The sequence below is a fragment of the Streptomyces parvulus genome, from assembly GCF_014648855.1.
GTDB classification, from domain to species: domain Bacteria; phylum Actinomycetota; class Actinomycetes; order Streptomycetales; family Streptomycetaceae; genus Streptomyces; species Streptomyces parvulus.
In genome coordinates, this window is sequence record NZ_BMRX01000008.1 from 49,540 (window position 1) to 67,163 (window position 17,624).

A 17,624-nucleotide genomic window follows, 5' to 3' on the forward strand; every position below is an offset into this window, starting at 1 on the left:
CCGCCGTCCCGGCCGCCCGTTCCCGGACCCCGCCGGTCGGTCCGCAGGAAGATCGCGCGTCCGGGTGGTTAGCATGAACAGATTGACGCCAATCGACGGACGGGGGCCTGCACGGCCATGGAACGTGGTTCCTCGGGTGCTCATACGGCTCCCCTCGCACCCCCGGCGCCCCGCGGCGCGCTGCGCGGGCGGATCGACCGGCTGGTCCGCGAGATCGTGAAGTTCGGGGCGGTGGGCGGCGCGGGCGTGCTGGTCAACCTCCTCGTCTTCAACTTCGTGCGGCACGTGAGCGACCTCCAGGTCGTGCGGGCCAGCGTCGTCGCGACCATCGTCGCGATCGTCTTCAACTACGTCGGCTTCCGCTACTTCACCTACCGCGACCGCGACAAGGGCCACCGGACCCGGGAGATGTCGCTGTTCCTGCTGTTCAGCGCGGTCGGACTGGTCATCGAGAACGGTGTGCTCTACACGGCGACGTACGGCTTCGGCTGGGACAGCCCGCTGCAGAGCAACATCTTCAAGTTCCTCGGCATCGGCCTCGGCACGCTGTTCCGCTTCTGGTCGTACCGCACCTGGGTCTTCCGCGCCCTGCCCGCGCGGCCGCCCGTCACGCGGGCGGAGACCTTCCTGGAGCACGAGCACCCGACCGCGGTGCCCACCACCGACGGCACCCCCGCCGGCCGCCGCTGAGCCCTCGCGGCGCGGACCGGCGCGGAGTCCCCGCGACGAGTCCCCGCGACGAGGGCTAGCGCACCGTGCCGCCCGAGTCCCCGGACGACTTCTTCGGGGGCGGCGTGCGGGACAGGAACAGGCCGAAGACCGGGGGGCGCCCCTGGAGGAGTTCCAGGCGGCCACCGTCCGCCTCGGCCAGGTCGCGGGCGACGGCGAGGCCGATGCCCGTCGAGTTGCGGCCACTGATCGCCCGCTCGAAGATCCGCGCCCCCAGGTCGCCCGGGACGCCGGGGCCCTCGTCGGTGACCTCCACCACCGCCTGGTTGCCGGTCACCCGGGTCCGCAGGGCCACCGTGCCGCCGCCGTGCATCAGGGAGTTCTCGATCAGCGCGGCCAGCACCTGCGCGACCGCGCCCGGGGTGCCCACGGCCGTCAGATGGCGCTTGCCGGAGCTGACGATGGCCCGCCCCTCGCTGCGGTAGGCGGGCCGCCACTCGGCGATCTGCTGCTGGATGACGTCGTCCAGCTCGAAGGTGACCGCGGAGCCGCTGCGCGGGTCGCGCGAGTTGGTCAGCAGCCGGTCCACGACGTCCGTCAGCCGCTCCACCTGCGACAGCGCGATCGTCGCCTCCTCCTTCACCGTCTCCGGCTCGTCGGTGAGGGTGATCTCCTCCAGCCGCATGGACAGCGCGGTCAGCGGTGTGCGCAGCTGGTGGGAGGCGTCGGCGGCCAGGCGGCGCTCGGCGGTGAGCATCCGGGCGATGCGCTCGGCGGAGGAGTCCAGCACGTCGGCGACCCGGTCCAGCTCGGGGACGCCGTACCGCTTGTGCCGCGGGCGCGGGTCGCCCGAACCGAGGCGTTCGGCGGTCTCCGCGAGGTCGGTGAGCGGGGAGGCGAGGCGGTTGGCCTGCCGGATCGCCAGCAGGACGGCGGCGACCACGGCGAGCAGCGCCACCAGGCCGATGATCAGCAGGGTCCGGCCCACCTCGCGGGTGACCGAGGAGCTGGGCTCCTCGACGAGGACGGTCTCGCCCTCCTCGCCCGTGGCCCTGCCCCGCAGCACCTCCCCGGTCGGCTTGGTGCCGACCTCGATGACCGGCTCGCCCGGGATGCGGATCACGGCGTAGCGCGCGTCCCGGATCTGCTCCCGCAGGAAGGTCGCGTCGACGGAGCCGGTGCCGATCAGCCGGCTGTCCACGATGCTGGCCAGCCGCACCGCCTCCAGGTCGACGCGCTCCTGGGCGGTGCTGCTGATCGTGCGGGTCTCCACGATCACGAGGGAGACGCCGAAGACGGCGATCACGACGAGCACCACGGCGAGCGTGGACTGGATCAGTCGGCGGCGCATGTCCTCTTACCCGGGCAGGCCCTGCGAAGGGGTCAGTTCTTCTCGAAACGGAAGCCCACGCCGCGCACGGTGGCGATGTAGCGGGGGTTGGCGGCGTCGTCGCCCAGTTTCTTGCGCAGCCAGGAGATGTGCATGTCCAGGGTCTTGGTCGACGACCACCAGGTGGTGTCCCAGACCTCGCGCATCAGCTGGTCGCGGGTGACGACCCGGCCGGCGTCGCGCACCAGCACCCGCAGCAGGTCGAACTCCTTCGCGGTGAGCTGCAGCTCCTCCTCGCCCATCCAGGCGCGGTGCGACTCGACGTCGATGCGCACGCCGTGCGTGGCGGGCGGCTGCGGGGGCTCGACGGCACCGCGCCGCAGCAGGGCCCGGACCCGGGCGAGCAGCTCGGCCAGGCGGAAGGGCTTGGTGACGTAGTCGTCGGCGCCCGCGTCCAGGCCGACGACGGTGTCCACCTCGTCGGCGCGCGCGGTCAGGATCAGGATCGGTACCGCGTGGCCCTCGGAGCGCAGCCGCCGGGCGACCTCGAGACCGTCCATGCCCGGCAGGCCGAGGTCCAGCACGACCAGGTCGACGCCGCCCTGGAGCCCGGCGTCGAGTGCGGTGGGGCCGTCCTCACGCACCTCGACCTCGTACCCTTCCCGGCGCAGGGCGCGGGCCAGCGGCTCCGAGATGGACGCGTCGTCCTCGGCGAGCAGTACACGGGTCATGAGCTGATGGTAGACCGCTCGGAGCAACGGCCGGGGCATGATCGCCGCCCGGAACTCTTACCCAGGGACAAGCCGGACACCCCCGTGCCGACGGGGTCCGTACACCCCCGGTTCGGCCCTGCGGCTGTGGGATGCCATCCTGGCGTGGACCTTCGAATGATCGTTCCCGGTTCCGGAATCACCTGTGATCCGTGTCTCAAGTCCTTCCATACCGGGCGGTGTCCTGCCGTATGGTGAATCAGCGCCTGTAGCACCCAGGGGACCTTTGGCGACAGTTCGACGCTGAAGGTCTCTTTTGTGTGCGGGCCGGCCCAGGGCCGGCCTCGAAAGGAATGACCTGTGGCCGGGCCTCGAAGCGTGCGCTGAAGCACGCTCAGGCGTGGATCCCGGTGGCCGCCGTCCTCCGCTCCGTGATCCGGGGCGGAAATCCCTCAGGCGTGGGGTGGACGGGTGGAGGCCGCCGGTGCCGGCCGCCCCCCACCGGGCGCGCATCGCCTCAATGAGCGCGTCCCGACCAGCAAGGATCGACCATGGCGTCCAGCCTGACGAAGGACTCGGTCACACCGGGCACCCCCGGCCCCGAGAAGACCTTCTTCGGCCACCCCCGCGGACTGGCCACACTCTTCATGACCGAGATGTGGGAGCGTTTCTCCTACTACGGCATGAGGGCTCTGCTCCCGCTGTACCTCGTCGCCCCGGGTGGCCTCGGCCTCAACGCCGGCACCGCGACCGCGATCTACTCGGTGTACCTCTCGCTGGTGTACCTGCTGACCATGCCCGGCGGCTGGTTCGGCGACCGCGTCTGGGGGCCCCGCAAGACCGTCGCCATCGCCGGCGGTGTGATCATGCTCGGCCACCTCACGCTGGCCCTGCCGTCCTCCGGCACCTTCTACGCGGGCCTCGGCCTGGTCGCCATAGGCTCGGGTCTGCTGAAGGCCAACATCTCCACGATGGTCGGCCAGCTCTACGACGGCCCCGACGACCCGCGCCGCGACGGTGGCTTCACCGTCTTCTACATGGGCATCAACCTCGGTGCCTTCGCGGCGCCGCTGGTCATCGGCACCATCGGCGAGAACGTCAACTGGCACCTGGGCTTCGCGCTCGCCGCGCTCGGCATGGGCCTGGGCGTGATCCAGTTCCTGCTCGGCAGCCGCCACCTGGCCCCGCACTCCAGCGTGGTCCCCAAGCCGCTGTCCGTCGAGGAGAAGACCTCGACGCTGCGCAAGGCCGCCTTCTGGGCCGCGCTCGCCGTGGTGTTCTACGCGATCGTCGGCTTCTCCGGCGCCTACACCCTGAACTGGATCCTGGTCCCGCTGACCCTGCTCGGCGTGATCATCCCGGTGCTGGTCCTGACCCGCATCAAGCGCGACAAGTCCCTGGACCGCGCCGAGCAGTCCAAGATGTCGGCGTACATCTGGTTCTTCGTCGCCGCGGCCGTGTTCTGGATGATCTACGACCAGGGCGGCTCGACGCTGTCGCTGTTCGCCGACTCCTCGGCCGAGAACAGCGTCCTCGGCTGGGACTTCCCGGTCTCCTGGTACCAGTCGGTCAACCCGGTCATCATCATGGCCCTGGCCCCGGTCTTCGCCATGCTGTGGCTGGCGCTCGCCCGCCGCGGCAAGGAGCCGAGCACCATCGTGAAGTTCTCGTTCGGCCTGGTCCTGGTCGGCGCGTCCTTCTTCCTCTTCCTGGCCCCGCTGGCCATCGCGGACGGCGGCCACAAGGCGGCCGCGCTGTGGCTGGTGGCGATCTACTTCGTCCAGACCTGCGGTGAGCTGCTGCTCTCCCCGGTCGGCCTGTCGGTCACCACGAAGATGGCGCCGGTGAAGTACGCCTCGCAGATGATGGGCGTCTGGTTCCTGGCCGTCACCGCCGGCGACGCCACGACCGGCCTCCTCTCCATCGCGGGCGTCGACCTGAACAAGACGGGCATCGTGGCCGCGGAGGCGACCCTCGCGGTCGTCGCCGGTGTGGCGATCTGGATGTACCGCAAGCGCGTCAAGGAGCTCATGGGCGACGTGCGCTGAGGCCCGCCGGCCCCGGCACTCCTCGGAAGGGTCACCGCGTCCCGGTCGGACGCGGTGGCCCTTCGGGCTTTCCCGGCGGCGTCCGCGCGCCGCGCCTGTAGCCCGACCGGGTCTGATCCCCGCCCGCCCCTCCCGGCCCCCGGTGCGTCCACGCGGCCGGTGCGGCCCGTACGGCCCATGTTGGTGGGCGGCGTGTGCCGCGCCGGACGGGTACGAGAGCGAGGGAGCCGCGATGTCGGAACTGTTCGTCGACGGGGAGTGGACCGGCGCCGTGGGCGGGGCGCGGCGGGACGTGATCAACCCGTACGACGCCTCCGTCGTCCAGCAGGTCGACGAGGCGGACGAGGCCGACGTCGACCTCGCGGTGGCGGCCGCCCGGCGCGCCTTCGACCGGGGCGACTGGTCCTCGGCGCCCACCCGCGAGCGGGCCGACGTGCTGCTGCGGGTGTCCCGCTTCCTGCTGCGCGACCAGGAGGAGATCGCCCACGTCGAGTCCCTGGACACCGGCAAGACCCTCAAAGAGGCCCGGATCGACGTGGAGGACGTCTCCAACGCGTTCCGCTACTTCGCCGAGATCGCCGACAAGGACGGCGGCCGGGTCGTGGACGTGGGCCCCGACGTGCTCAGCCGCGTCACCTACCACCCCATCGGGGTGTGCGCGCTGATCGCGCCGTGGAACTACCCGATGCTGCAGGCCTCCTGGAAGGTCGCCCCCGCCCTGGCCGCGGGCAACACCTTCGTCCTCAAGCCCAGCGAGACGACCCCGCTGTCCACGATCCACATGGTCCGCCTGATCGCCGAGGCGGGCGCCCCGCCCGGTGTCGCCAACCTTCTGCTCGGCCCCGGCTCCACCGTGGGCGCGGCCATGTCCGCCCACGAGGACGTGGACCTGGTCTCCTTCACCGGCGGTCTGGCCACCGGACGCCGGATCATGGAGGCGTGCGCGCCGGGCGTGAAGAACCTCGCGCTGGAGCTGGGCGGCAAGAACCCCAACCTGGTCTTCGCCGACTGCGACTTCGACGCCGCCCTGGACTACGCGCTGGACGCCGCGTTCCTGCACTCGGGGCAGGTCTGCTCGGCGGGCTCGCGGCTGATCGTGCAGGACGAGGTGCACGACCGGTTCGTGGAGCGGCTGGCCGCCCGCGCGCGGACCATCCGGCTCGGCAGCGGCCTCGACCCGGCCACCGAGAGCGGGCCGCTCAGCTCGGCGGAGCACCGCGCGAAGGTCGAGTCCTATCTGGAGATCGCCCAGGCCGAGGGCGCCCGCCTGGTCTGCGGCGGCACCCGGCCGGACGACCCGGACCTCTCCCACGGCTTCTTCCTGCTGCCCACGATCTACGCCGACTGCGACCGCTCCATGCGCATCGTCCAGGAGGAGGTCTTCGGCCCCGTCGTCACGGTGGAGCGCTTCCGCACCGAGGAGGAGGCCGTGGAGCTGGCCAACGACACGCGGTACGGCCTGGCCGGCGGCGTCTGGACCGGCGACGCGTCGCGCGCCCAGCGGGTGGCGGCGCGGCTGCGGCACGGCACCGTCTGGATCAACGACTTCCACCCCTATCTGCCCCAGGCGGAGTGGGGCGGCTTCGGCCGCTCCGGCATCGGCCGGGAGCTGGGGCCCACCGGGCTGCGCGAGTACCAGGAGGCCAAGCACATCTACCAGAACCTGCGGCCGGGCCCGTCCGGCTGGTTCAAGGGCTGAATCGGACAGGGCGAGAGAGGGCGACGCATGGACGACGAGACGACGACCTACGACTACGTGATCATCGGCGGCGGCACGGCGGGCTCGGTGCTGGCCGCGCGGCTGAGCGAGGACCCGGCCTGCCGGGTGTGCGTGGTGGAGGGGGGTCCCAGCGACGTCGGCGACGAGCGCATCCTGCGGCTGCGCAACTGGATCAACCTGCTCGGTTCCGAGTTCGACTACGGCTACACCACCGTGGAGCAGCCGCGCGGCAACTCGCACATCCTGCACTCCCGCGCGCGCGTGCTCGGCGGCTGTTCCTCGCACAACACGCTGATCAGCTTCCTGCCGTTCCCCGAGGACCTCGACGAGTGGGTGGCCCGCGGCTGCGAGGGCTGGGGGCCCGACACGATCCTGCCGTACCGGCAGCGGCTCCAGAACACGATCGTCCCCGTGGGCGCCGCCGACCGCAACGCGATCGCGCAGGACTTCGTCTCCGCCGCCGCCTCCCGGCTCGGCGTACCGGTCGTGGACGACTTCAACGCCCGCCCCTTCACCGACGGCGCCGGCTTCTTCTCCCTGGCGTACGACCCGGAGACGAACCGCCGCTCCTCCGCGTCGGTCGCCTACCTCCACCCCGTGCTGGACCGGCCGAACCTGACGGTGCGTCTGGAGACCTGGGCGTACCGGCTGCTGCCCGACGCCGAGGGCCGCTTCACCCGCGTCCAGGTGCGCAATCCCGACGGCTCCCTGTCGACCCTGGAGGCCGAGGCGGAGGTTTTGCTGTGCGCCGGGGCGATCGACACGCCGCGGCTGCTGATGCTCTCCGGCATCGGCCCCGCCGGCCACCTGCGCGACCTGGGCATCGAGGTGCGCGCGGACCTGCCCGGCGTGGGCGAGAACCTGCTGGACCACCCCGAGTCGGTCATCGTGTGGGAGACCCGGGGGCCGCTGCCGCCGAACTCGGCCATGGACTCCGACGCGGGCCTGTTCGTGCGCCGCGACCCGGCGGGCGGCCCGCGCCCGGACCTGATGTTCCACTTCTACCAGGTGCCGTTCACGGTCAACACGGAGCGGCTGGGCTACCCCGTCCCGGAGCACGGCGTGTGCATGACCCCGAACGTGCCGCGCGCCCGCTCGGTGGGCCGCATGTGGCTGCACAGCGCCGACCCCGAGGTCAAACCGGCTCTCGACTTCCGCTACTTCACCGATCCGGACGGGCACGACGAGCGCACCGTCGTGGACGGTCTGCGGATCGCCCGCGAGGTGGCGGCCACCGCCCCGCTCAGCGACTGGCTGGTGCGCGAGGTGGCCCCCGGCCCGGACGTGACGTCGGACGCGGACCTGTCCGAGTACGGGCGCCGCGCGGCGCACACCGTCTACCACCCGGCGGGGACCTGCCGGATGGGCGCGGAGGACGATCCGCTCGCCGTGGTGGATCCGCAGCTCCGGCTGCGCGGGCACGACGGGCTGCGCATCGTGGACGCGTCGGTCTTCCCCACCATGCCGACCATCAACCCGATGGTCACGGTGCTGCTCGCCGCCGAACGCGCGGCCGACCTGATCACCGCCCGGCCCGCGCCGCGCCCGCTGCCGACGGAAGGGCGGGACCGGTGAGCGCCGCCGGGGCGCCGGGCGGCGCCGCGGCCGCGTCCGGGCCGCGGGAGGGCGAGTCGGAGTTCCGCAAGGAGATGGGCCCGTGGGCGAACTTCGCCCTCGGCTTCACCTACCTGTCCCCGGTGGTGAGCACGTACACCCTCTTCGGCACCGCGCTCGCCGACGGCGGCCCGCCGATGATCTGGGCGTTCGTGCTGGCGGGCTGCGGGCAGTTCCTCGTCGCCCTGGTCTTCGGCGAGGTCGTCGCGCAGTACCCGATCGCGGGCGGGGTCTACCCGTGGGCGCGCCGGCTGTGGGGCAAGCGCTGGGCGTGGATGACCGGCTGGGTGTACCTGTGGGCGCTGCTCGTCACGATCACCTCGGTGGCGTACGGGGCGGGGCCCTACATCGCGATCCTGCTCGGCTACGACGCCACCGTGCACACCACGGTGCTGTGCACGATCGCCCTGATCGTCATCGCCGTGCTGATCAACTACGCCGGCACCAAGGCCCTGTCGTGGGCCGCGCTGATCGGTTTCGGCGCGGAGCTGATCGGCGCGCTCGTCGTCGGCGTCATCCTGCTCGTCACCCACCGCTTCCACGGCCTCGGCGTGCTCTTCGACGACTACGGCGCGGCCGGCGACGGCTCCTACCTGCCCGTCTTCCTGGGCGCCGCGATCATCGGCTTCTACCAGTACTACGGCTTCGAGGCGTGCGGGGACGTGGCGGAGGAGGTGGCGCATCCCGGCAAGGTCATCCCCAAGGCGATGCGGCGCACGATCTACGTCGGCGGGGCGGCGGCGACGTTCACCTGCCTGACGCTGCTGCTGGCGGTCGTCGACTACCGGGCGGTGATCTCGGGCGAGGACAGCGACCCGGTGGTGCGGGTGCTCTTCGACGCCCTCGGCGAGGCGGGTGCCCGGCTGGTGATGGCCGTGGTCCTGATCTCGTTCCTGTCCTGCACGATCAGCCTCCAGGCCGCGGCCGGACGGCTGATCTACTCGTACGCCCGGGACGAGATGATCATCGGGCACCGGCTGCTGCGGAAGTTCTCGGCGAAGCGCGCGGTGCCCGAGTGGGCGCTGCTGCTCGCCGCGGTCGTCCCGGCCCTGATCGCGGTGGGCTCGCTGATCTCCGAGGACGCCCTCACCAAGATCGTCTCGTTCGCGATCCTGGGCATCTACGCGGCGTTCCAGATGGTCGTCCTCGCCGCGCTGCGGGCGCGGCTCAAGGGGTGGCGGCCGAGCGGCGAGTTCCGGCTGGGCCGCTGGGGGCTGCTGGTGAACGCCGGGGCGCTCGCCTACGGCCTGTTCGCCATCATCAACATCTCCTGGCCCCGCACACCGGACGTCCCCTGGTACGACAACTGGATCGTGCTGCTCAGCGGCGGCATCGTGGTGGCGGTGGGCCTCGTCTACATGTTCACGACCCACCACTACGGCCGCAGCGACGCGCCGGCGGGCAACGCCATCCCGGACCCGGCGACGGCGCGCACGGGCCCCGGCGAGACGAACCGGGACTAGACCCGGGACAGGGCCGCCCCTGGATCGGACCGGCCCTAGCCCGGTGCGCCCAGCTCGGCCCAGACCCGCTTGCCCGCCACTCCCGGCGTCCGCAGCACACCCCAGTCCAGGCACAGCCGCTGGACGATGAACATGCCGTGGCCGCCCGGGCGTCCGGCCCGGTGGGGGGTGCGCGGCGCCGGCTGGCCGTTGCCGCGGTCGGAGACCTCCAGCCGGATCACCTTGCGCTCGAAGGCGATCCGCAGCTCGTCGGGCCCCTCGGCGTGCAGGCAGGCGTTGGTGACCAGCTCGGACACGACGAGGAGGACGTCCTCGGCGGCGGCCCGCTGGTCGGCGGTGGCGGAGGGCAGCCAGCCCCACGCGTACAGCGCCTCGCGGGTGAAGTCGCGGGCGAGCGGGACGACCCCGCTCGCGTCCTCGAAGCTCAGCACGCGGACCTGCCGCCCGCCCTCGGAGACGGGCCCGGGGGCGGCCGGAGCCGCGGCCTGGCCGGCGGACGAAGACGCGGACGCCCCCGCGGACGCGGGCACGGGCGCGCCCATCACTGCGGACACACCGCCCCCCTCGGACTCCCCGGTCCCGGGCACGTCCCCCTCGGACGCCCCGGAAGCGCCGCCGGGCTCCGGTCCGCGGTCGCCCGGCGAGTAAGGCCGGGTGGTGCTCATCAGCGCTTCACCTCACCGATCCACCAGTTCACATTTCAAAGTCTTGGTCAGGAAAGTCGTACACAGCAGACTCTGGGTCTCTCCTGCCCGAGCGGGCCGTCCGAACACCCCTGTATTCGGCACGAAACACGGGAGGGGGCGAAAACGCCCGTCCCGCGAGGCGCAGGCAACCCGCCGCCGGCCGGTCAAGGACCAGCTCAGTCGGACTCGACGGCCAGAGCGGCCGCAAGCGTGTCGTGCAGGGTGAAGACCGCCTCGGCCCCCGTGATCTCGAACACACGGGCCACCACCGGCTGCATGGCCACCAGATGCACACCGCCCCCTGCGGCCTCCGCCTTCAGCCGCGCGCCGAGCAGGACGTTGAGTCCCGTGGAGTCGCAGAACTCCAGGCGCGAGCAATCGACGACCAGCCGGTTGAATCCCTTGGCGAGGCACTCCTCCAGCGGCTCACGCAACAGATCGGCGGTGTGATGATCCAACTCACCCGCCGGGGTCACGACGGCACTGGGGCCCTCTTCCCGTACCTCGACCAGAAGCCGGCCCGACTGGGCACTGCCGACCGTCCCGCGGTCCATGCCGTTTCTCTCTCCCGAGGTCATGACTGCTAGCTGACGACCTCGAACACTACGCCTTCCGAACGCACTGCGACACCCGAACAACCGCACACAAACGGACATAACCGGTCAGAACACACTTGCGATCGCCTCGGTAAACCCGGTAGGCCTAGTACGACACGTCAAACGACACGGCCGGCTTTGGAGGCGCCGCACACCGCAGTGCACGTATCTGGCTTCGGCAGCCGTATGCCGAGAACGATGGAGGACACCATGTCACCCCGGCTCGACGGATCGCGTACCCAGGAAGCGACGTCGACACTCCCTCCGGAACATCTGGATCCCATCGAGCACCCCGACGCCGTCGTCGACCACGACGGCGCACTCGCCGGGCTTCCGGACATCCCCGCCTACGACGAGGTCGCTCCGGCGGACGCCAGGGCTCTGTCCAAGACCCTCTTCGAGCGACTGGAGACGCTGGAGGAAGGCACGCACGAGCACGCGTACGTACGCAACACGCTCGTCGAGCTGAACCTCGCTCTGGTCAAGTTCGCCGCCTCCCGCTTCCGCTCGCGCAGCGAGCCGATGGAGGACATCATCCAGGTCGGCACCATCGGCCTGATCAAGGCGATCGACCGGTTCGAGATGTCGCGCGGTGTGGAGTTCCCCACGTTCGCGATGCCGACCATCATCGGCGAGATCAAGCGCTTCTTCCGCGACACCTCGTGGTCCGTGCGCGTTCCGCGCCGCCTCCAGGAGCTGCGGCTCGACCTCGCCAAGGCGGGCGACGAGCTGGCCCAGCGGCTCGACCGCGCCCCCACGGTGACCGAGCTGGCCGAGCACCTCGGGCTGTCCCGGGACGAGGTCGTCGAGGGCATGGCGGCGTCGAACGCCTACACCGCCTCCTCGCTGGACGCCCAGCCGGAGGAGGACGACGCCGAGGGCGCGCTCGCCGACCGGATCGGCTACGAGGACCACGGGCTCGAGGGCATCGAGTACGTCGAGTCGCTGAAGCCGCTGATCGCCGAGCTGCCCGCGCGGGACCGGAAGATCCTCTCGCTGCGGTTCGTCGCCGGCATGACCCAGTCGGAGATCGGCGAGGAGCTGGGCATCTCCCAGATGCACGTCTCACGGCTGCTGTCGCGCACCCTCGTCCGGCTGCGCAAGGGGCTCACGGTCGAGGAGTGATCCCCGCCGGGTGACGCTCGTCCTCCAGGGGGCGGTCCGAGAGGTCGGACCGCCCCCTTCGGCATGGTCAGACCACGCGCACGCCGCGCCGCCACACCCCGCTGACCAGCGGCACGCCCGGACGGTAGGCGAGGTGCACGTGGCTCGGGGCGTCCAGGAGGGTCAGGTCGGCGTACGCGCCCGGTGCGAGGCGGCCGACGTCGTCCCGGCGCAGGGCCGCGGCGCCGCCCGCGGTGGCCGACCAGACCGCCTCGTCCGGCGTCATCCCCATGTCCCGCACCGCGAGCGCGACGCAGAACGGCACCGAGGACGTGAAGGACGACCCCGGGTTGCAGTCGGTGGACAGCGCGACCGTGACCCCCGCGTCGACCAGCCGCCGGGCGTCCGGCCACTCGGCCCGGGTGGAGAACTCGGCGCCCGGCAGCAGCGTGGCGACCGTGTTCCCGGCCGCCAGGGCGTCCACGTCGGCGTCGGTGAGGTGGGTGCAGTGGTCGGCGCTGGCGGCGTCGAGTTCGACGGCGAGCTGGACGCCGGGGCCGTAGGAGAGCTGGTTGGCGTGGATGCGGGGGTGCAGCCCCTTCGCGCGGCCGGCGGTCAGGACGGCGCGGGCCTGGTCGCCGTCGAAGGCGCCCTTCTCGCAGAACACGTCGATCCAGCGGGCGTGCGGGGCGCAGGCGTCGAGCATCTCGCCGGTGACCAGCGCGACGTAGGCGGCGGGGTCGTCGGCGAGTTCGGGGGCGACGATGTGGGCGCCGAGGAAGGTGACCTCGTCGGTGTGGCGGGCCGCGACGCGCAGGGCGCGGGCCTCGTCGGCGGTGGTCAGTCCGTAGCCCGACTTGGTCTCGAAGGTCGTCGTGCCCTGGCGCAGCGCCTCCGCGAGGTAGCGGGTCAGGCCCGCCTCCAGCTCCGCGTCGCTCGCGGCGCGGGTGGCCGCGACGGTGGTGCGGATGCCGCCGGCGCTGTAGGGGCGGCCGGACATGCGGGCGTTGAACTCCTCGGTGCGGTCGCCGCCGAACAGGAGGTGCGAGTGCGAGTCGACGAAGCCGGGCAGGACCGCCCGGCCGCCGGCGTCGACCCGGTTGTCAGTGGCGGGTGCTTTGCTTGATTCACCGGTCCACGCGACGCGGTCGCCGTCGATGACGACGGCCGCGTCCCGGACCAGTCCGAGCGGAGAGTTGTCACCGAGGGAGGGGTCGTTGGTGACGAGTGCGGCGATGTTGGTGATGACGGTGCTGGTGCTCATGGCGTCGGTGGCGTCCTCGTGGGGGCGGTCGGTGGTCGGTTCTACGCGCGCAGGGCTTCCACGGCCCGTCCGAGGGACCGCGGGACCTCGGGTACGAGGGTGTGCACCCCGTCGCGTACGACGTGCCGTCCGCCCACGATCGTGTGCCGTACGTCCGCTGCCGTCGCGGCGAATACGGCCGTCTCGGCGCCGAGCCTGGGCAGTGGCCCGGCCGTCCTGACGGAGTCGAGGGCGACCGTCGCGAGGTCGGCGCGGGCGCCGGTCTCGATCCGGCCGGTGTCGTCCCAGCCGAGGGCGGCGTGGCCGTCGGCGGTGGCGGCGCGCAGCAGGGCCGCGGCGGTCCAGTGGCCCCGGGTGCGGGTGCGCAGGCGCTCGTTCAGCTCCATGGCGCGCGCCTCCTCCAGCAGGTCGACGACGGCGTGGCTGTCGGAGCCGAGGGAGAGCGGTGAGCCCGCCCGCTGGAGGGCGGTGGCGGGGCCGATGCCGTCGGCGAGGTCCCGTTCCGTGGTGGGGCACATGCAGGTGCCGGTGCGGCTGCCGCCGAGCAGGGCGACGTCCTCGTCGGTGAGGTGGGTGTTGTGCACGCCGGTGGTGCGCTCGCCCAGCACTCCGTGGTCGGCCAGCAGCCGGGTGGGGGTGCGGCCGTGGGCGCGCCGGCAGGCGTCGTTCTCCGCGGTCTGCTCGGACAGGTGCACGTGCAGCGGGGCCCGCCGCTCGGCGGCCCACTGCGCCACGGTCGCCAACTGCTCGGCGGGCACGGCCCGTACGGAGTGGATCGCGGCCCCGATCCGTGCGTGATCCCGTTCCTTGAGAAGTGAAGAGCGTTGCGCCCAGGCGTCCGCCGTCCCGTCGGAGAACCGCCGCTGGTGGGCGTTGGGGGGCTCGCCGAAGCCGGCGGACAGGTAGCAGGTGTCGAGGAGGGTGATGCGGATCCCGGCCTCGGCGGCGGCCTCGATCAGCGCCTCGCCCATCGCGTTGGGATCGGCGTACGGGGTACCGCCGTGCGCGTGGTGGACGTAGTGGAACTCGCCGACGGCGGTGATGCCGGCCAGCGCCATCTCGGCGTACACCGCGCGGGCCAGGTCGAGGTAGGTGTCCGGGGTCAGCCGGTCGGCGACGGAGTACATGACCTCGCGCCAGGTCCAGAAGGTGCCGGAGCCGACCTGGACGGTGCCGCGCAGGGCGCGGTGGAAGGCGTGGCTGTGGGCGTTGGCCAGGCCGGGCAGGGTCAGGCCGCGCAGGATCTCGGCGCCGGGCGGCGGGGCGGGGGTGTCCTGGTGGACGGCGGTGATGCGGCCGTCCGCCACGTCGACGGCGACGCCCGGCTCGACGTGGGTGCCGAGCCAGGCGTGCTCCAGCCAGTAGGTCCGGGTCCGCTCGGTGGGGGTCACGTGCAGGCCAGCCCTTCCAGTACGTCGGCGAGTGCGATCACCCCGGCCACGCAGTCGTCCTCGGCGGCGGACTCGGCCGGGGAGTGCGAGACGCCGGTGGGGTTGCGTACGAACAGCATGGCGGTCGGGATGCGGCCGGAGAGGATTCCGGCGTCGTGTCCGGCCCCGGTGCCGAGCACGGGGACCTTCAGCTCGGTCGCGCCGCCCAGGATGCGGGCGAGTTCGTCGCGCAGGGCGTGGTCGAACTCGACGACGGGCGTGAAGGACTCGCGGACGACGTCCAGGTCCGCTCCGTGCGCCGCGGCGTGCTCGCGGGCCGCCCGCTCCACCCCGGAGACCACGGCGTCCAGGCTCTCCTGGTCGGCGGCGCGGGAGTCGAGCCAGCCGCGGACCAGGGAGGGGATGGCGTTGACGCCGTTGGGCTCGACGCCGACCTTGCCGAAGGTGGCGACGGCGCCCGCGAGTTCGGCCTCGCGACGGGCGGCGAGCACGGTCTCGGCGTAGGGCAGCATCGGGTCGCGGCGGTCGGCGAGGCGGGTGGTGCCGGCGTGGTTGGCCTCGCCCCGGAAGTCGAACCGCCAGCGGCCGTGCGGCCAGATGGCGGAGGCGATGCCGATCCGGTCGCCGGACAGGTCGAGGGCGCGGCCCTGCTCGACGTGGAGTTCGACGAAGGCGCCGATGCGGGCGAGCCGTTCGGGGTCGGCGCCGAGGGTGTCGGGGTCGTACCCGGCGTCCTCCATGGCCCGGGGCAGGGTGACGCCGTCACCGTCGGTCAGCCGGTGCGCCTGCTCCACGGTGAGCGCCCCCGCGGTGAGCCGGGAGCCGACGCAGGCGAGGCCGAAGCGGGCGCCCTCCTCGTCGCCGAAGTTGACGATGCCGAGCGGCCTGGTGAATCGCGCTCCCCTCCCGCGCAGCTCGTCCAGGGCGGCGAAGGCGGAGACCACCCCGAGCGGCCCGTCGAAGGCGCCGCCGTCGGGCACCGAGTCCAGGTGGGAGCCGGTGACTACGGCGTTCCCCGCGGCCGGGTCACCGAGCCAGGCCCACTGGTTGCCGTTGCGGTCGGTCTCGTAGGCGAGGCCGCGCGCCTCGGCCTGCTCCTGGAACCAGGTGCGGCAGTCGGCGTCGGCGCCCGTCCAGGCGTAGCGGCGGTATCCGCCGGAGGCGGAGCTGCGGCCCATCGGCAGCAGCTCCGCCCACATGCTGTGGAAGCTCACGCGGCGCCACCCTCGCGGCCTTCGCGCATCGGGACCCGCACGCCCCGCTCCCCGGCGACCGAGTCGGCGATGTCGTACCCGGCGTCGACGTGCCGGATGACGCCCATGCCGGGGTCGTTGGTGAGGACGCGGCGGATCTTCTCGCCGGCGAGGGCGGTGCCGTCGGCGACCGTCACCTGCCCGGCGTGGATGGAGCGGCCCATGCCGACGCCGCCGCCGTGGTGGAGGGAGACCCAGGAGGCGCCGGAGGCCACGTTGACCATGGCGTTGAGCAGCGGCCAGTCGGCGATGGCGTCCGAGCCGTCCAGCATCGCCTCGGTCTCGCGGTACGGGGAGGCGACGGAGCCGCAGTCGAGGTGGTCGCGGCCGATGACGACGGGCGCGGCCAGCTCGCCGCTCGCGACCATGTCGTTGAAGCGCTCGCCGGCCTTGTCGCGCTCGCCGTAGCCGAGCCAGCAGATCCGGGCGGGCAGGCCCTGGAAGTGGACCCGCTCCCCCGCCAGCTTGATCCAGCGGGCCAGCGACTCGTTCTCCGGGAAGAGGTCGAGGATCGCCTTGTCGGTCTTGGCGATGTCGGCGGGGTCGCCGGACAGGGCGGCCCAGCGGAAGGGGCCCTTGCCCTCGCAGAACAGCGGGCGGATGTACGCCGGTACGAAGCCCGGGAAGGCGAAGGCCCGGTCGTAGCCGGCCAGCTGGGCCTCGCCGCGGATGGAGTTGCCGTAGTCGAAGACCTCGGCGCCGGCGTCCTGGAAGCCGACCATGGCCTCGACGTGCCGGGCCATGGACTCGCGGGCGCGGGTGGTGAAGCCCGCCGGGTCCTTGAGGGCGGCGTCGGCCATGTCCTCGAAGGCGATGCCGGTGGGCAGGTAGGCCAGCGGGTCGTGGGCCGAGGTCTGGTCGGTCACGATGTCGATGGGCGCGCCCATGGCGAGCAGCCGCGGCACCAGCTCGGCGGCGTTGCCGAGGACGCCGATGGAGAGCGGCTCGCGCCGGTCCCGGGCCTCGGTGGCCAGCTGGAGGGCGTGGTCGAGGGAGTCGGCCTTCACGTCGAGGTAGCGGTGCTCGATGCGGCGGTCGATGGCGCGCGGGTCGCAGTCGACGCAGATCGCCACGCCGTCGTTCATGGTGACGGCGAGGGGCTGGGCGCCGCCCATGCCGCCGAGGCCGGCGGTGAGGGTGATGGTCCCGGCGAGGGTGCCGCCGAACTTCTTGGCGGCGACGGCGGCGAAGGTCTCGTAGGTGCCCTGGAGGATGCCCTGGGTGCCGATGTAGATCCAGGAGCCCGCGGTCATCTGGCCGTACATGGTCAGGCCGAGGGCCTCCAGGCGGCGGAACTCCTCCCAGTTGGCCCAGTCGCCGACGAGGTTGGAGTTGGCGATGAGGACGCGCGGGGCCCACTCGTGGGTCTGCATGACGCCGACCGGGCGGCCGGACTGGACGAGCATCGTCTCGTCCTGCTTGAGCTTCTCCAGGGTGCGGACCATGGCGTCGAAGGAGCGCCAGTCGCGGGCCGCCTTGCCCGTGCCGCCGTAGACGACGAGCTTGTCGGGGTGCTCCGCCACCTCGGGGTCGAGGTTGTTCTGCAGCATCCGCAGGGCGGCCTCCTGCTGCCATCCCAGGGCACTCGGCGTCATGCCTCGCGGCGCTCGGACGGGGCGGGGTCCGGACATGGTGTGCCTCCTGGTGGCTTGCTCCCGGCGGATTTGTTGCTACGGATATTCACATACTCGCTTCGTGAATAGAACTAGTCAATACGTTCGTGTCCCGCGCCGGGCGCGTGCGAGTGTTTGGCTGGATGTACAGGCAGGAAGCGAC

Annotated in this window: 14 protein-coding genes; 6 read left to right on the forward strand and 8 right to left on the reverse strand. The window is 72.3% G+C overall.

Annotated elements, in window-relative coordinates; translation table 11 throughout:
• Positions 1 to 117: 117 nt before the first annotated feature.
• On the forward strand, positions 118 to 690 hold the full coding sequence (locus tag IE108_RS16470) for a GtrA family protein (RefSeq protein WP_079163532.1): 573 nt from the start codon (positions 118 to 120) through the stop codon (positions 688 to 690).
• Positions 691 to 745: 55 nt separating this feature from the next.
• Here IE108_RS16470 and draK read toward each other — a convergent pair whose 3' ends face one another.
• Both draK and IE108_RS16480 read right to left on the reverse strand, forming a co-directional pair.
• Positions 746 to 2,020, reverse strand: coding sequence for a two-component system sensor histidine kinase DraK (gene draK, locus IE108_RS16475; RefSeq protein ID WP_064728253.1), 1,275 nt, complete (start codon positions 2,018 to 2,020; stop codon positions 746 to 748).
• A 32-nt stretch (positions 2,021 to 2,052) separates the two neighbouring features.
• Complete coding sequence (locus IE108_RS16480) at positions 2,053 to 2,730, reverse strand: response regulator transcription factor (RefSeq protein ID WP_052842140.1); 678 nt, start codon at positions 2,728 to 2,730, stop codon at positions 2,053 to 2,055.
• A 530-nt stretch (positions 2,731 to 3,260) separates the two neighbouring features.
• On the opposite strand from IE108_RS16480, the gene IE108_RS16485 reads away from it, so the two are divergent.
• The 4 genes from IE108_RS16485 (at position 3,261) to IE108_RS16500 (ending at position 9,554) form a co-directional block, all read left to right on the forward strand.
• On the forward strand, positions 3,261 to 4,757 hold the full coding sequence (locus tag IE108_RS16485) for an MFS transporter (protein WP_064728254.1): 1,497 nt from the start codon (positions 3,261 to 3,263) through the stop codon (positions 4,755 to 4,757).
• A gap of 232 nt (positions 4,758 to 4,989) precedes the next feature.
• Positions 4,990 to 6,456, forward strand: coding sequence for an aldehyde dehydrogenase family protein (locus IE108_RS16490; RefSeq protein ID WP_064728255.1), 1,467 nt, complete (start codon positions 4,990 to 4,992; stop codon positions 6,454 to 6,456).
• Between the two features lie 27 nt (positions 6,457 to 6,483).
• On the forward strand, positions 6,484 to 8,052 hold the full coding sequence (locus IE108_RS16495) for a GMC family oxidoreductase (RefSeq protein WP_064728256.1): 1,569 nt from the start codon (positions 6,484 to 6,486) through the stop codon (positions 8,050 to 8,052).
• Complete coding sequence (locus tag IE108_RS16500; protein ID WP_064728257.1) at positions 8,049 to 9,554, forward strand: APC family permease; 1,506 nt, start codon at positions 8,049 to 8,051, stop codon at positions 9,552 to 9,554. Before IE108_RS16495 ends, IE108_RS16500 begins: the two co-directional genes overlap by 4 nt.
• 35 nt (positions 9,555 to 9,589) lie before the next feature.
• On the opposite strand, the gene IE108_RS16505 is transcribed toward IE108_RS16500, so the two are convergent.
• Positions 9,590 to 10,219, reverse strand: coding sequence for an ATP-binding protein (locus tag IE108_RS16505; protein WP_064728258.1), 630 nt, complete (start codon positions 10,217 to 10,219; stop codon positions 9,590 to 9,592).
• A 197-nt stretch (positions 10,220 to 10,416) separates the two neighbouring features.
• Entirely contained in the window at positions 10,417 to 10,794 is a 378-nt protein-coding gene (locus tag IE108_RS16510; protein WP_064728259.1) for an STAS domain-containing protein, read from the reverse strand.
• Positions 10,795 to 11,034: 240 nt separating this feature from the next.
• On the opposite strand from IE108_RS16510, the gene IE108_RS16515 reads away from it, so the two are divergent.
• Positions 11,035 to 11,961: an RNA polymerase sigma factor SigF gene (locus IE108_RS16515; protein WP_064728260.1), complete on the forward strand. Its 927-nt coding sequence runs from the start codon at positions 11,035 to 11,037 to the stop codon at positions 11,959 to 11,961.
• Positions 11,962 to 12,028: 67 nt separating this feature from the next.
• On the opposite strand, the gene hutI is transcribed toward IE108_RS16515, so the two are convergent.
• From hutI to hutU, 4 genes are read right to left on the reverse strand one after another with little or no spacing between them, the layout of a single operon-like run.
• Positions 12,029 to 13,204, reverse strand: a complete 1,176-nt coding sequence (gene hutI, locus IE108_RS16520; RefSeq protein ID WP_064728261.1) for an imidazolonepropionase — start codon at positions 13,202 to 13,204, stop codon at positions 12,029 to 12,031.
• A 41-nt stretch (positions 13,205 to 13,245) separates the two neighbouring features.
• Complete coding sequence (locus IE108_RS16525) at positions 13,246 to 14,595, reverse strand: formimidoylglutamate deiminase (protein ID WP_064728262.1); 1,350 nt, start codon at positions 14,593 to 14,595, stop codon at positions 13,246 to 13,248.
• Positions 14,592 to 15,809, reverse strand: coding sequence for an allantoate amidohydrolase (locus IE108_RS16530; RefSeq protein WP_064728263.1), 1,218 nt, complete (start codon positions 15,807 to 15,809; stop codon positions 14,592 to 14,594). The genes IE108_RS16525 and IE108_RS16530 overlap by 4 nt, the downstream gene beginning before the upstream one ends.
• A complete protein-coding gene (hutU, locus tag IE108_RS16535) occupies positions 15,806 to 17,479 on the reverse strand; it encodes a urocanate hydratase (RefSeq protein WP_064728264.1) in 1,674 nt (557 codons plus the stop codon). Before hutU ends, IE108_RS16530 begins: the two co-directional genes overlap by 4 nt.
• Positions 17,480 to 17,624: the final 145 nt, after the last annotated feature.

Excerpts from the sequence above, each read along its gene's own strand:
- IE108_RS16495 (WP_064728256.1), top strand. The coding sequence starts at position 6,484 with ATGGACGACGAGACGACGACCTACGACTACGTGATCATCGGCGGCGGC.
- IE108_RS16480 (WP_052842140.1), bottom strand. The coding sequence starts at position 2,730 with ATGACCCGTGTACTGCTCGCCGAGGACGACGCGTCCATCTCGGAGCCG.
- hutU (WP_064728264.1), bottom strand. The coding sequence starts at position 17,479 with ATGTCCGGACCCCGCCCCGTCCGAGCGCCGCGAGGCATGACGCCGAGT.
- IE108_RS16505 (WP_064728258.1), bottom strand. The coding sequence starts at position 10,219 with ATGAGCACCACCCGGCCTTACTCGCCGGGCGACCGCGGACCGGAGCCC.
- IE108_RS16515 (WP_064728260.1), top strand. The coding sequence starts at position 11,035 with ATGGAGGACACCATGTCACCCCGGCTCGACGGATCGCGTACCCAGGAA.
- IE108_RS16470 (WP_079163532.1), top strand. The coding sequence starts at position 118 with ATGGAACGTGGTTCCTCGGGTGCTCATACGGCTCCCCTCGCACCCCCG.
- IE108_RS16490 (WP_064728255.1), top strand. The coding sequence starts at position 4,990 with ATGTCGGAACTGTTCGTCGACGGGGAGTGGACCGGCGCCGTGGGCGGG.
- hutI (WP_064728261.1), bottom strand. The coding sequence starts at position 13,204 with ATGAGCACCAGCACCGTCATCACCAACATCGCCGCACTCGTCACCAAC.
- IE108_RS16485 (WP_064728254.1), top strand. The coding sequence starts at position 3,261 with ATGGCGTCCAGCCTGACGAAGGACTCGGTCACACCGGGCACCCCCGGC.
- IE108_RS16510 (WP_064728259.1), bottom strand. The coding sequence starts at position 10,794 with ATGGACCGCGGGACGGTCGGCAGTGCCCAGTCGGGCCGGCTTCTGGTC.
- draK (WP_064728253.1), bottom strand. The coding sequence starts at position 2,020 with ATGCGCCGCCGACTGATCCAGTCCACGCTCGCCGTGGTGCTCGTCGTG.